This is a genomic window from Anabaena lutea FACHB-196 (genome assembly GCF_014698305.1).
GTDB classification, from domain to species: Bacteria; Cyanobacteriota; Cyanobacteriia; order Cyanobacteriales; family Nostocaceae; genus Anabaena; species Anabaena lutea.
On the sequence record NZ_JACJST010000030.1, the window covers coordinates 48,881 to 62,292 of the forward strand.

Sequence of the window (13,412 nt, forward strand, 5' to 3'; positions counted from 1 at the left end):
GTTTTGTTGATAAGCAATTATTCGGACTTGATTAGAGGATATCTGAAAACTTTTTCGTGTGGTATCTAACACTTGTAGATCCTCCTAAATCCTCCTTAAAAAGGAGGACTTTGAGTAATTTATCCCCCCTTAGAAAGGGGGGTGAGGGGGGATCTTGATCAATTCTGATACTTCTCAGACATCCTCTTAGGACTTACGCAAAAAACCTCTCAAACTCTTATTTCTCTGAGTCCTCTGCGTCCTCTGCGGTATGCCTGACGGCTCCCGTCAGGGATACGATTTTCCGTGACTGGTGCGTAAGTCCTATTTATTTAATACCATGTCCGGCTAATTAGTTATGATTACGCCATTTGTGCAACATCGCCAAATTCGCTTTAACCCAGCTATCTTTATGATAAGTTTTTAACCGGACAAGATATAATAATACTGTCTCTCCTTAAAGTGAAACGGTATGAGACGGAGATTTTTTTGACAAGTAATATCAACAGGACTTACGCAGAATCATGAAAAAACGTTCACGCAGTGTCTCCAACCGGAGAAGAGAAGAAATAAGAATTTTCAGAGAGTTATTGCGTAAGTCCTAATCAAGTCGGGTTGATTAATAATTGTTGAAGAGATAATTGAGACAAGGTAAATATCAACAATACCAAAGCTATCAGCAGTAATTAGGACAGCTTGATATTACTGATGAATTTGTTCAAGAATACTTGAACTTTGGAAGATGGTATCACACTTGTTGGAGACGATAACGCAAATGTTGCTGAGAGCTTGCTGGTAATTATCCATATCCTCTTGTGCGAGGTACATTTGAGCAGATTTTTCTAAATCTTCAATTGCTTGGGCATGATTTTCTTTAACTTTACTTTCTCCATATTGTGCTAGTTCATAGTACACCATCCCCCGCTTGAGATAAACTTTTGCCATATGAGGATTAATATTTATTGCTTCGGTAAAATCAGTAATTGCCTGTTTATATTCTTGAGCATAATTGCTGCTATATTGGGCAAATTGATACCGAGCCAGACCTCGCTGAAAATAAGCTTCTGCGTTGGATAAATTTAGTTTTATCGCTTGGGTAAAATCCGCAATTGATTTTTGGTATTCTTGTTGGGAGCTATGGCTATATTTAGCAATTTGAGAACGAACAATACCCCTGCGGATATAAGCTTCAGTATCTTGACTATTGAGGCTGATAGCAGTATTAAAGTTGCTGATAGCTTTCTTATACTCTTGTTCAGGATCGTTACTATAGTCGGCAAGCATATAATGGGCATTGCCCCGGTTCACAAGTGCTTTTACTTCCTGAGGATTGATTTTAAGAGCTTGGTTATAATCTGCTAATGCTCCTTCAAAATCGTTCATATTGTAGCGAGCATTACCTCTGTTAATAAATAATTTGGCGTAATTGGGATTTTTTTTGATGCCTTGGCTAAAATTTTCAATGGCTCGCTCATAGTCTCGCTTTTGATAATCAGTATTACCACGCTCATAGTAATCTGTAAAAGTTATATTTTCATCTGAAAGAGGATTATTTTCTTGGCGAGACATCAACGTTTGTTGAGTGTAAGGATTTTGGGAGACAAAGGGGCGAGTAAATTTAATCATTACGTCTAAATATCCCAACAAACCAAAACCCAAGAAACAAAACATAATCTTGTACAACCTAGATTTGTTAGAATTCTTGGGCGGTTGAGAAGCATAAAAGTTTTGAGTAAATACTGGTTGCCAATGATGTAATGAAGATCCTACTGTAACTGGTTTTCGGAAACGAGGAGTTGCTGTATGGCGCTTTTTGGGTTTTCGGCGCGGTTGCAGATGTTCTTTGGAAGCGATCGCTTCTAGTGATGGAAAAGGATCACGTCCACCTAATCGCAAGGAACGTTCACACCAAGGACATTGTTTCAGGTGATGATCATAGAAATGCTGGGGATTTACACTACAAGTAACAAGACTTTCTTCAGCCGCAGCTATTGCTGATAACCAAGTTTGAGCGCTAGGACGCAATTGGGGATTGTGGTGGCCATCCTCAAAACAACGCACAAACAAATCCCGTAAGCTGGGATGGAGCATTTCCCAAGGGGGTGCGATGGGGGTTGGCTGATAGGGAACTTGCCGTTTTCGACAGTATGTAAAATGACCATCAATTATTCGGGCTTCATAGGCAGGAGGGTCAAATACACCTTGAAAAATCCCAGAAAATGGGTGCGTGCCTTCCATTAACAATTGAAATATCAGCACTGCTAACCCAAATAAATCATGGGAACTATCGCGATCGTACTGAGCGAAAGTTTTATTCTGTAATTCCGGTGGAGTATATTCTGCTTTACCGACTGAACAACGATAGACAATATTCTGCTCTGAGTCACGCACCTGAAATGAGTCTGTGTCTACCAAGGTAACTAAAGCGGTGTCACTAACGAGAATATTCGACTCATTCACATCCCCAATACAGTATTGACTAGCGTGCAGCGCGGCAAAAGCTGCGGCTAGATTGCGAGCCGTCCGCAGTAAATACTGATAATTGAATAAGGGGCAGTTTTGACGACGGGTTCCAGGATTGTAAAAGTCCATAATCGGCCGCATCCCCCGAATGCGGGGCATTAAAAAGCCGATGATGCTACCACTACCATCTGCTGCTTGCAACAATTCCAGTGGCCAAGCGATGGAAATATGCCCTAAATTGGCTGTAGGGTTTTCGGGGGGTTTGGCAAGCATGGCCTGAAGTTTTTCAGCATGGGTGATCACTGGCTTGTGATAAATTTTTGCCACTAAATTTTCATCAGACGGCACTGCATATACACAAGCTTCACCGCCACGCCCCAAATTAACAGTGAGATCCAGAATTTCCCGCTTGGGAGAACAACGTAGTACCTGCATGGTAGAGTTACGATTAAGAGAGGTTATGTTTACAGATATTGCTTATGAGTGGCTGAGTGCGGCTAGGACTAAAGTCAAATCATCATCCGTGCGTTGAGTAATCCGCTCTGAGCATAAAAACCTCACCAACTGCTCTTTGGCCATAATCTTATCCTCAGCATTCGCTACAAACTCGAATAAAGGAAAAAAGAATGGTTTGTGAGGTTCACCAACCACCATATTCAAAGCCAGCATTTGTAGTCCATCGGTAAGAACACCTATATTGACTATTTTTTGCCGCAATATTCTGATTTGTGCTGTATCTACCGCATCAGGCGAAGTCAAAAAAGTAGTTTCGTTGATGTATTCACCGTTATTGGGTATGGTAAGTGCCAGTAGATTGCCGCTGTTATCTTTGGCTACAGCCAAGCCATCACCTATTTGGCCTACGGCTACTACTTCTGGTGTGGCGATCGCAATAATTAAGGTAGTTGCTAAATCATGAGGCTGATGGTTGCAGAGATTTGCCTCCTCTTCTACGGCTTTTTTGGCGGCTAATATGGCACCCGTAAGCAGTCCACGCAACAGATCATCATCGGTAAGAGTGTCATGGGTAATTTCTTGATTGTTTGAGAGATGATCTATTGCTGTTTCTACAGCAATCATTGCTCCCACTTTCCCCAAAGTGGCAGAACCCGCACCATCTGCCGTCGCTACTACCAACACATTATCTGGCAATATTTGCCAATGGTGAGCATCCTGACATAACTGCTTGTTTTTGACGTGGCTAGTACCACATACAGAAGCGGCTACTATCCGCCATTGAGAAATCTGTTTTGGTGTGTTCATAATTTTGCTCTCACAGCTAAAGTCAAGAGTTATCAGTTTCAAGGTAGGTGATCAAGAATCACTACCTGCAAGTATGCTTACCAATTAATGGGAATGCCCTGCCCAGCAATTGAACTGGTAACTGGTAACTGATAACTGTTAACTGTTAAACAGACCCCCAACCAATTGGTGGTAGTGCCACTTGTTCATCTACTTTAGAATGAGAAACCGCTGACATACTAGCTGAAAGCCATACGAACATTTCGATAAAGTTTAATCCCTGGAGTTTCAAAGGAGTACGCACAGCTATTTGATTTAAACGCATCATATTGGCATTTTCTACTCCTACAGTAAAAAAGGCAACGCGTTTATTAGCTTCATCTCCTTGTAGGCGCTGCACTGCTTGCTCAATCACATGATCTAGCTCACCTTGTGGCTCCCCATCAGTAATCATAAATACCCACGGACGATAGTAAGCTATACCATTGGCACGATACTGGGATTTACGTTCTTGAATTATTTCTAATGATTTGTGAATTCCCGCGCCCATCGTCGTTAGTCCCTGGGCTGTTAGAATAGGTGGGTTGAATTGGTCTGCGGTGACAAAGTCTTGCACCACGTTGACATGACTATCAAATGTCACGATGGCTACCTCAACCCTTCTAGCTGCTAAGGAGTTTTTGACTAGTTCATCCTTAAAACTCAGCAAGCCCTGATTTAAAGCCTCTATTCGCTCTCCTTGCATCGAGCCAGATGTATCTAGCAATAGCACGCAAGGACAACGGGGTTCGGGGTTTTCTGCAAACTCTACGACTTCATCTAGTTTTATTGTATCCAGCATAACCTTTTGTGTTATGTTATAGTCCAAAGCTTTAATTTCCTTTCCTCAAAGTATATAATTTCTAACACTAGTACGACTACAAGTATGGTATTTGGCGGTAAATAGCTTAATCTTCATTAACCAAATTATTCTCACACAATTCTCTATTTCAGGAAATTTGAATAACTATATAGTTTAGTTAAAGCAAATTTATCAGGGTGAGAACCTTAGTTTTTGTAGTGTATGCACTATAATTTATGTTAAACACCAGAAGAATATAATATTCAATATATACATTTATCAAAATAAGTTTTTAAAGATTTTATGTGGAAAAATAAACAACTGATTAACTACTAAGTAATCCTCATTAATTTTGGCATTTGATAATTATTACAATGTCAAAACCAAAACTGAAAAACCTTAATTATAGTGAAAACATGAGTCATATTTATAGACTAGTACACAAGGGTGGCAATAACTATCTAGTACAACACGGCGTAAGTTAAGCAACCATTAAAAATACTGAAAAAGCCTGTTTAATCTACTGTTTTAATTTTTAATTCCGAGAAAGCGGTACTAGTTACAAAAGGTTAACAAGCTTGTTATCTTCTGCGTTCTTACAGTAGTAATATTATTAGGTAGCTAGAAAAAGCCCGAAGTAATTGCTATAGCTAATAATAAGTACATAATATTGGTAAATACATATTGGTTTATAGAGAACAATAAAAGAGAAGTGAAAATTTTATCTCAAAATTTACTCTTTCTCAATACTAAGTCAATTTCTCCAGAAAAAACTGTAACAAATATGAATAATACTGGCACATTTAGCAAACTATCTCCTGAGCGTTTATTAAGGCAGTTAACTAATTGTTCTGATACTACTTGTTTACAAGTCCTGAACAACTCCGTATCTTGGACAATATACTTAGAACAGGGCAAAATTATCTATGCTACCCATTCAGTAGAACCATTTGATCGACTAGAACGGCATATGCGTCGCCTAAGTCAGCAAATTCCTCTTTTGACTAGTGACATTCGTGTGCAGTTACGTATGATGTTTGAACCTGATTGGCAAATTCCGTTAACAGATGATGACGACAATTTACCAAGTCAACCTCCAGAATATCAAGCTATTTACTGGCTGATTAATCAAAAACATCTACTTTCTACACAAGCCGCAGTACTAATTCAAGAATTAGTTAAAGAAGTAATTGAATCATTTCTGCTCATTCACGACGGAACTTATAAATTAGCAGAACCAGTAATTAGCATTCCCAAAATTTGTAAGTTAGACGTAGAGAATATTATAGAACGCTGTCAAAAGCGGTTACAAAATTGGCAGTCTTTCGCTCCCCAAATATCTTCTCCCTATCAGCGTCCATATCTGTTGATTAACAGTAAATTCTATGATAAACGACTCCCAGAACTACAGCAAAATCTAACTAACTGGATGAAGGGTTTTAGCTTGCGTCATCTGGCTGTAATTATCAATCAAGATGAAGTGCAACTGGCTCAAACGCTATATCCACATATACTTGAGGGTTCGATTATTTTACATGAACCAGATCCTCCATTTGATCAATTACCGAAGACTTTTAAAGATCTATCACCGATTTTGCCATATGGCATAGCAACAATTAATAGAGAATCATTTAATGTAGAAGTATTATCAGATCCTGCTACGTCCGCAGAAGATACTGAATCGGCAATTTCTACTTTACCCACAGATAACCGGGAACAATTAAATATACAAAATAACATAGAAGCTGATGAGCAAAGTGTAACTAATGCTACTATAAATGCTACAAAAGTCTACAAAATTATTTCTGTAGATGATAGCCCCACAATTCTCAAAGAAATCAGTCGTTGTTTAGAAGATGAAAATGTTTCTGTAGTGACGATTAATGAGCCTGTCAAAGCAGTAATGTCTATTATTAGACATAAACCAGATTTGATTTTGCTGGATCTGAATATGGCAGGAATTGATGGTTATGAATTATGCCGGATTATCCGTAATAATTCCATGTTTAAAGAAATTCCCATTATTTTTGTGACTGGAAGTAGAGGAATTGTAGACAAGGTAAAAGCAAGAATGGTAGGAGCGTCTGGGTATTTAACTAAACCTTTTACTCGGGCTGAGTTACTGAAAATGATTTTTATGCATTTAGCATAAAGGTAAATGGGGGAGACGCTGGCAAAAGCTCAGAATTCCCTGTTCCCTGACAACTGACTCTATAAAGTAATTAATCGTGGCACAAGTTGTATTAGAAAACGTTTATAAAAGTTTCCCTCCTCGGAAGGGGGAAGGTTTGCAGAATCAGCAGCAGTTATCACCAGGAAAAGAAAGTCCCGATAGTATTAATGTTTTGCGACGAATAAATTTAACCATCGCCGATGGTGAGTTTATGGTATTGGTGGGACCATCTGGCTGTGGTAAAAGCACCTTGCTGCGGTTGATCGCCGGTTTAGAGGTCATGACCGGTGGTAATATTTCCGTAGGCGATCGCTTGATTAATGATTTACCGCCTAAAGAACGGGACATCGCTATGGTGTTTCAAAATTACGCCCTCTATCCCCATATGACGGTGTATGACAACATCGCTTTTGGGTTACGTCGTCGGTTTGATGATGGGGAAGTGGGGAAAAAAACAATTACCAAATGGAAAGAAAATCTCTTGGTAGGGGTAAGCAGGAAACTACCGAAGGGACTGCGTTATGTTTCTCAAAAAGAACAGGCTATCAATGAAAGGGTGCGGAGTGTTGCTCAATTGTTGCAAATTGAAGCTTTGTTACATCGTTTCCCCAAACAACTTTCCGGGGGACAAAGACAAAGGGTAGCATTGGGAAGAGCGATCGCACGCAATCCCCAAGTATTCTTAATGGATGAGCCATTATCTAACTTAGATGCGAAATTACGGGCAGAAACCCGCACCCAAATTGTCAAATTGCAGCGTCAATTGGGAACGACAACGATTTACGTCACCCATGATCAAACAGAAGCAATGACAATGGGCGATCGCATTGCGATCATGTCAGAAGGGAAAATACAGCAAGTCGCTGCACCATTGGAACTTTATAACCGTCCAGCTAATCGCTTTGTAGCAGAATTTATCGGTTCACCACCCATGAATTTTATCCCGGTGGAATTTCATGCACCTTTATTAATTACCCATTCTGACTTTCGCTTTACGCTTCCAGATGTATGGGGAAATGCCTTACAAAAATACGATGGCAAAACTTTAATGTTAGGTATTCGTCCAGAACACCTGAATTTGAGTGTAGCTGCTACCAAAAATTTACCAGTAACAGTAGACTTAGTAGAAAACTTGGGAAATGATACTTTTCTCTCCGTGAGAATTGCTGATCCTGATTTAGCAAATACAAATGGTCAAGCTTTACAGGTAAGAGTACCACCCGATAGGGTTATAACCCTGGGTGAGCAACTGTGGTTATCATTCATACCAGAAAAACTGCACTTTTTTGACCCAAAAACTGAGTTAGCACTATTTCCGACAACATAGTCAGTTGTCCGTGAAATTTGCTGTTTTCATTTTTAATTGTTAATTTTTAATTCCGAGAAAGCGGTACTAGGGTAGCCAGTGGGGATGAAAGCCGACTAAAGGAAGTTGTTCAGGCTTAATTTCGATGTTTTCTCCTTCTGTGATGGGTAACAGAGGCATAAGCCACAGACTACTAGTAGCAATGGGTTCACCATCATCAGTTTTTAAGTTGTTACCTGGTAATGGTGTAGTGGTATTTTGTAGTGGCACTACTTGGTCAAACAATATGCCCAAACCGTCAGGTGCTAAACTCATTTGCACATTACGTTGAGCGGGAGGTAGCATTAACAGTGGCTTCTGCTGTTCGGTTTTGAGATTAATCGCCACTAAATAAGGCTGTTCTATATATTGTTCTTTTGATATTAGCTGTGTTGTCAAACAGTAGAGGGTGGGTGAAGCAGTATCAAAATTGCAACCGAGAATAGAGCCTGTTGTTTTTAAGAGTTGTTTCTGTACACCTTGGTTTGTAACCAAGAACAAATCTCGCGTGTAGTCAGTATTAAACTTAACCATTGCCGCTTGTGAACCATCCTTAGAGAAAGCTTGGACTAAACCAAATTGCGGCAAAAAATCTAGGGGTTTACTAGCATCTCCTAAAAGAGATAAAATTGCTGTTCCCTGTCCTTGGGCTACGGCTACGGCTTTACTATCTGGTGTAATCAAAAAGTCTCCACCAGGTTGACTTTCCAGACGTTTTGGGGTGTTTTTTTCTCCTGATGTATGGTTGTTGGCTGGCAAATACCATAGTCCAAAGTCACCGGGATTATCTCTTTTTCCCCGTTGAACAACAATTGTTTGCCCATCGGGAGATAAGTCAAATTTCAGGTTTTGATAGTCTTTATTATCTAAAATCAGGTCAATTTTACCTGCTGGTTGTGGTTGTTCATCAGTTTTGCTAGAAATGCCTGTTGTGACTGTATATAATTGGGCTGAAAGTAAATCCGAAGATTTGGAAGAACGAGCCGAGAATAATATTTTATCTCCATCTGGAAATGGCTCGAAGTCCATAACAATCAGGTCTTTGGGGGTAAGTACCTTTTTTTGTTCTTTGGTTAAGTTGTAGAGTACTAACTTTCCCTGCTCTTCTAGATTCGCTCCTATATACAGCAGGGCGCGATTGCGAGTGCTAAAGTTACCTGTAAAGGGTTCCATTACCCTATTTTTTCCTTCTGCTTCCGAGAATTTATCTCTAGATCCTTGTAATAACACTTTATAGTTTGTGCCATAGGGTGCTGGTGTCACCAGTGTATAGACCAGTCTTCGCCCTGCCCAACTGATTTTACCTGCTAGAGGTGGATCGATTTTTAAGTTATTCTCTACGCTTTTGATGTCCATTGGACGGCTAAAGGTAAGGCTGAAGGAGATGTCTTCTGCGCCAATTTGTTGATTTTGCCAGGAAAAAGTTCTGACGATAGGCTTGACTGCATCACCTTGCCAGATCACAAACCCAATCAGCAGACTTAATAGGAGAATCAGCGCGATCGCAATTCGATCTAGTGGTTGAATTAATATATGAGATTTAGCCATTGGTCATTGGTTATTGGTCATTGGTCATTGGTCATTGGTCATTGGTTATTGGTCATTGGTCATTGGTCATTGGTCATTGGTCATTGGTCATTGGTCATTGGTCAGGTAATACATAATTCTTCTTTTTCCCCGTGTCTCCGCGTCACCCCATCTCCCCATCTCCCCATCTCCCCATCTCCCCATCTCCCCATCTCCCCATCACCGCGTCACCCCATCTCCCCATCTCCCCATCACCGCGTCACCCCATCACCGCGTCACCCCATCTCCCAAGTCTACTAATAACTGTAAGGATTTTTGGGTTGGGGAATTTTCTTCAGGGAGTTAGCTTTGATAGTGAGTTGGCGTTTATTGGCCACAGTTTCTGTGATCATCTGTCCCTCTACTTCTAGCCAAGTGTCAGCTGGATACTGCTGATTATTATCTGGGACTTTAACGGGTAATCCGGCTGGATAGACATCTGCGGCACAACAGGTAATTACAAACCGCGCCAATATGAAATGGTCTTTTTCTAATTCTGGCGGGTGGATGACAAATCCTTGGACTTTAACTTTTTGTCCTGTATAAGCATCAGGTTCTGGATAGACATTGAGGATACGTACCCAGTCTATGAGCGATCGCTCTTCCGGGCGAACAGTAGCGCGAAAAGCTTGGGGTTGGGCGCGTGTTGCCCCGATCAACTCAGTCACACCTCGATCTAGTGCTGTTTGACTAGCAAAGACGCGAGGTGTAATGATAAATCCTAAAATTGCTGATGTTAAAAGCAAAGCGCTACCCCAACCAGGGGGAAATAGATTGATATGTTGTTGATTATTGGGTGCTTCATAACGGCGACGGCGTTGCCAAAGTTGCATTCCTTTGGAAATTCCTACAATTAGCAACCCAACACCACCCAGATTTACTAACCAAAAGTAATCAGGGTGAATTAACAAATTCAGTTTGCCTGTCAGCCAGTATTTTAGGATTAAAATTCCCCAAGCAGTAATTGCTAAGACATCTAGCCAAGGAAGCAATATATTGTGGAATTTGGGTTTGGAATTTTGGATTGAAGTCATTATTTATTAATTGGTCAGATGTAAGTTGCCAGTTGATAATCACAAATCACATCTGACAACTGACAAAAATTTACATGACGTGCAAATTCAAAAACAAAGTAAACAAAAGTGTCAATTGTGCAGATAAAGCAAAGAGATAAATGAGAGCTTTGGGTTTGAAAATTGATAACATCAAACCTACACCTTTGATATCAATCATGGGACCAAATACCAGAAATGCTAACAAGGAACCACTGGTAAAGGTTGAGGCAAAAGATAGGGCAAAGAAGGAATCGACTGTAGAACAGATTGATACTACTACTGCTAAGACCAACATGGCAAGAATTGAGGTAATTGGTCCGGCACCCAAACTGAGGATTAGTTCACGGGGAGCTAAGACTTGAATTGCCGCAGCTATAGCACTTCCTAACACCATTACTCCTGCTAATTCTCGCAATTCTTGGACTATATTATCCAATGCTAGACGCAGTTTGTCGGCAACAGATTTATTCGGGTTAGGAGTGGAAATATTTATTGGGTTTAAATCACCATCTATTCTGACAGATCCTCCGGATCTTCCACCCAGAATGTAAGTCCCTGATTGTAAAAGACTGTTAACAGTTGCTTCTTCCTTTACCTGGTAACGTCTGCCCTTGCGTTTAGGTTCCGGTTTAGCGGGTGGGTTATATTTGAGATAACGAGCGATCGCAGGTTGCAAGAAAGGACTTAAGTCTTTCTGAAAACTGAAAACAAAACCAATAATAGTTGCGATCGCTAAGGACAATACTACTCTTAACACCACTATTTCTGGTTGATCTCTAAATGCTGTCCAAGTTGACCAAATCACAATTGGGTTAATTGTTGGTGCTGCCAGTAAAAAGCCAATTGCTACTGGTGTGGGTACTCCCTGCATCAATAACCGCCGCGCCACCGGCACATTACCGCACTCACATACCGGGAACAAAAAACCAATCATACTGCCAAATAAAGCCCCCAGTAGAGGATTTGTGGGCATTTTCTCCACTAATTTGCGCTCATCAACGAAAAATAATAGCAAACTGGAGAGTAAAACCCCAAGCAGTAAAAAAGGCATCGCCTCGACTAGCAGACTAAGAAATATTGTAAAACCATTGTTCAGTTGATTCATGGGCGTGGCAGTCAAAAGCGGTTTTGAATTTTAGGGTTATGACTAGTCATTCTATCGAAATGGATATCGAACGGGGATCAAAAGCAGATTAGTTTAAAGTACACATCATTATACTCAGCTATTTAGAAGCGATCGCATTATCAACCTTTTGGGCGCGGTAGAAGGCAGAGGGCAGAAGGGCAAAAGCTGACGCGGTGATTATATATTGATGCAGATTCTCAAATCATCCTGCAATTATGCAACGCCTGGAAATTTATATAGGCATCTTATTTCAGTTTTGTGAAAGTGGCCTGCGCTTTGCGCTTACAAAACGACCTACTCATCTACCTACTTTCTTTTTCTGCTCACCGGTGAAGAGTTCCTTATTCTCTTTTCTCGGTCTCTACGAGTAAGTATGGCTACGCCACGCAACCTATCACGAGTCAAACCGGAGTCCTATAGTTCGTAACCTTGATGTATGCCTGAAAAATATTTTTACCTAAAAAAAAATAAACTGTCAGTATTTACTAAATTTAGTTATTTACGTATTAATACTGTTTCCAATATTTAATATCGCCTTTATGAACTCAATAACAAGTATTTGAGCATCGTGCTTAAAAAAAAGACATTATAACCGTATATTTTCTGATTACTTTTATTAACTGTATTAAATACAATCAGGTTAATTGCTTATAGCAAGCGACTCCAAAAAATTACCCATTTTTAGTTTCAGGAAAGTTTGATGAACGTTAAAAATGCCTTTATCTTTACTAGCTTGCTCTTTGGTGCTGTTTTATCTGGCACTAATTCAGCTGAAGCTGCAAGTTTCACCAGCAATGTTACTGGCAATGATCCCACAAAGGATATCATCTTAAATTCCATTACCCAGAATGGAAAAAACATTAACAACTTTTCCTACATCAACAAGGCTGTTATTCAATACAACACCCCCAGGACTAACGATCCTAACAGTGGTGCGGCTAGTACAGATAGAGGAGATAAGGCCACTTCACCATTAGCAACGGCCGAAGATCCCACGGGTAATGCCATTGCGGCTTTCTTAGGTAACAACAACTTAAACAACATCATTGACACCGAAGATGTTGGTGCTTTCACAATAGACGTATTCTTTGATAGCCAGATTACAAAAGATAACTCAGGACTAGATAGCCTATTTTTCTGGGAACGGGGTATGAATAGTGATTTGGGTATTCAAGCACTGGATAGTTCTGGAAAGGTGATCGGTACTTACAAGATAGTTAATCAAACGCGTAATTCTAGTAACTACGCAGGCTTCAAAATTGACACCACCGAAATTGGGGAAGCTCAAAAAGTCGGTTCTTGGGGTGTCAGTCTTGATTGGTTGGGAGTTACCAAGTTAAGTGGCCTCCGACTCACAGCTAACAGTAGCTTTAGTGGACCAGATTTCAAAATTATTGCTAGAAAAACAACACCTGAACCCACAACTATTCTGGGCTTAGGTGCAGTAGCTGCAATTGGTTTATTACGTCGTCGTCAGTGGAAACAGAGTTCTGTTTGGGAGCAACGCGATTTTGTGAGGTAGGGCAAAAAAAGTGCGATCGCCAAGTTAAAAACAGGCATCACTAAAAAATCTTTACCGTACAAAAAAATGATTTTACACATAACAAATAAATAATATTACT

General features: G+C 40.2%; 10 protein-coding genes and 1 pseudogene. 5 read left to right on the plus strand and 6 right to left on the minus strand.

Annotated elements, in window-relative coordinates:
• Nucleotides 1-681: 681 nt before the first annotated feature.
• The 3 genes from H6G59_RS23800 to H6G59_RS23810 all read right to left on the minus strand — a co-directional run bounded on the left by H6G59_RS23800 (nucleotide 682) and on the right by H6G59_RS23810 (nucleotide 4,525).
• A complete protein-coding gene (locus tag H6G59_RS23800; RefSeq protein ID WP_190719439.1) occupies nucleotides 682-2,877 on the minus strand; it encodes a tetratricopeptide repeat protein in 2,196 nt (731 codons plus the stop codon).
• 42 nt (nucleotides 2,878-2,919) lie between these two features.
• On the minus strand, nucleotides 2,920-3,705 hold the full coding sequence (locus H6G59_RS23805; RefSeq protein ID WP_190719442.1) for a PP2C family serine/threonine-protein phosphatase: 786 nt from the start codon (nucleotides 3,703-3,705) through the stop codon (nucleotides 2,920-2,922).
• A 145-nt stretch (nucleotides 3,706-3,850) separates the two neighbouring features.
• Nucleotides 3,851-4,525 carry a vWA domain-containing protein gene (locus tag H6G59_RS23810; protein ID WP_083389541.1) on the minus strand — a complete coding sequence of 225 codons (675 nt, stop codon included), beginning with the start codon at nucleotides 4,523-4,525 and terminating at the stop codon, nucleotides 3,851-3,853.
• A 784-nt stretch (nucleotides 4,526-5,309) separates the two neighbouring features.
• Between H6G59_RS23810 and H6G59_RS23815 the strand changes: the two genes are divergently transcribed.
• The 3 genes and pseudogenes from H6G59_RS23815 to H6G59_RS27895 all read left to right on the plus strand — a co-directional run bounded on the left by H6G59_RS23815 (nucleotide 5,310) and on the right by H6G59_RS27895 (nucleotide 8,025).
• The gene (locus H6G59_RS23815; protein WP_190719463.1) at nucleotides 5,310-6,677 is read left to right on the plus strand and encodes a response regulator; all 1,368 of its coding nucleotides are present in this window, start codon (nucleotides 5,310-5,312) and stop codon (nucleotides 6,675-6,677) included.
• A gap of 76 nt (nucleotides 6,678-6,753) precedes the next feature.
• Nucleotides 6,754-7,386: pseudogene (locus tag H6G59_RS27890) on the plus strand (ABC transporter ATP-binding protein); the annotation flags it as partial.
• A 243-nt stretch (nucleotides 7,387-7,629) separates the two neighbouring features.
• Nucleotides 7,630-8,025: a TOBE domain-containing protein gene (locus tag H6G59_RS27895; RefSeq protein WP_422603025.1), complete on the plus strand. Its 396-nt coding sequence runs from the start codon at nucleotides 7,630-7,632 to the stop codon at nucleotides 8,023-8,025.
• 66 nt (nucleotides 8,026-8,091) lie between these two features.
• Here the strand turns inward: H6G59_RS27895 and H6G59_RS23825 are convergent, their stop codons facing one another.
• Entirely contained in the window at nucleotides 8,092-9,591 is a 1,500-nt protein-coding gene (locus H6G59_RS23825) for an Ig-like domain-containing domain (RefSeq protein WP_190719448.1), read from the minus strand.
• Here H6G59_RS23825 and H6G59_RS23830 point away from each other — a divergent pair.
• Nucleotides 9,577-9,870, plus strand: coding sequence for a hypothetical protein (locus H6G59_RS23830; protein WP_190719466.1), 294 nt, complete (start codon nucleotides 9,577-9,579; stop codon nucleotides 9,868-9,870). The genes H6G59_RS23825 and H6G59_RS23830 overlap by 15 nt on opposite strands.
• On the opposite strand, the gene H6G59_RS23835 is transcribed toward H6G59_RS23830, so the two are convergent.
• Both H6G59_RS23835 and H6G59_RS23840 read right to left on the minus strand, forming a co-directional pair.
• The gene (locus tag H6G59_RS23835; RefSeq protein ID WP_190719451.1) at nucleotides 9,867-10,643 is read right to left on the minus strand and encodes a TIGR03943 family putative permease subunit; all 777 of its coding nucleotides are present in this window, start codon (nucleotides 10,641-10,643) and stop codon (nucleotides 9,867-9,869) included. The two genes, H6G59_RS23830 and H6G59_RS23835, sit on opposite strands and share 4 nt — an antisense overlap.
• A 70-nt stretch (nucleotides 10,644-10,713) precedes the next feature.
• Nucleotides 10,714-11,769: a permease gene (locus H6G59_RS23840; protein WP_190719454.1), complete on the minus strand. Its 1,056-nt coding sequence runs from the start codon at nucleotides 11,767-11,769 to the stop codon at nucleotides 10,714-10,716.
• A 721-nt stretch (nucleotides 11,770-12,490) separates the two neighbouring features.
• Here H6G59_RS23840 and H6G59_RS23845 point away from each other — a divergent pair.
• The gene (locus tag H6G59_RS23845; protein WP_190719457.1) at nucleotides 12,491-13,312 is read left to right on the plus strand and encodes an exosortase-dependent surface protein XDP2; all 822 of its coding nucleotides are present in this window, start codon (nucleotides 12,491-12,493) and stop codon (nucleotides 13,310-13,312) included.
• The last annotated feature ends 100 nt before the right edge of the window (nucleotides 13,313-13,412 follow it).

Excerpts from the sequence above, each read along its gene's own strand:
- H6G59_RS23800 (WP_190719439.1), bottom strand. The coding sequence starts at position 2,877 with ATGCAGGTACTACGTTGTTCTCCCAAGCGGGAAATTCTGGATCTCACT.
- H6G59_RS23805 (WP_190719442.1), bottom strand. The coding sequence starts at position 3,705 with ATGAACACACCAAAACAGATTTCTCAATGGCGGATAGTAGCCGCTTCT.
- H6G59_RS23810 (WP_083389541.1), bottom strand. The coding sequence starts at position 4,525 with ATGCTGGATACAATAAAACTAGATGAAGTCGTAGAGTTTGCAGAAAAC.
- H6G59_RS23815 (WP_190719463.1), top strand. The coding sequence starts at position 5,310 with ATGAATAATACTGGCACATTTAGCAAACTATCTCCTGAGCGTTTATTA.
- H6G59_RS27895 (WP_422603025.1), top strand. The coding sequence starts at position 7,630 with ATGAATTTTATCCCGGTGGAATTTCATGCACCTTTATTAATTACCCAT.
- H6G59_RS23830 (WP_190719466.1), top strand. The coding sequence starts at position 9,577 with ATGAGATTTAGCCATTGGTCATTGGTTATTGGTCATTGGTCATTGGTC.
- H6G59_RS23825 (WP_190719448.1), bottom strand. The coding sequence starts at position 9,591 with ATGGCTAAATCTCATATATTAATTCAACCACTAGATCGAATTGCGATC.
- H6G59_RS23835 (WP_190719451.1), bottom strand. The coding sequence starts at position 10,643 with ATGACTTCAATCCAAAATTCCAAACCCAAATTCCACAATATATTGCTT.
- H6G59_RS23840 (WP_190719454.1), bottom strand. The coding sequence starts at position 11,769 with ATGAATCAACTGAACAATGGTTTTACAATATTTCTTAGTCTGCTAGTC.
- H6G59_RS23845 (WP_190719457.1), top strand. The coding sequence starts at position 12,491 with ATGAACGTTAAAAATGCCTTTATCTTTACTAGCTTGCTCTTTGGTGCT.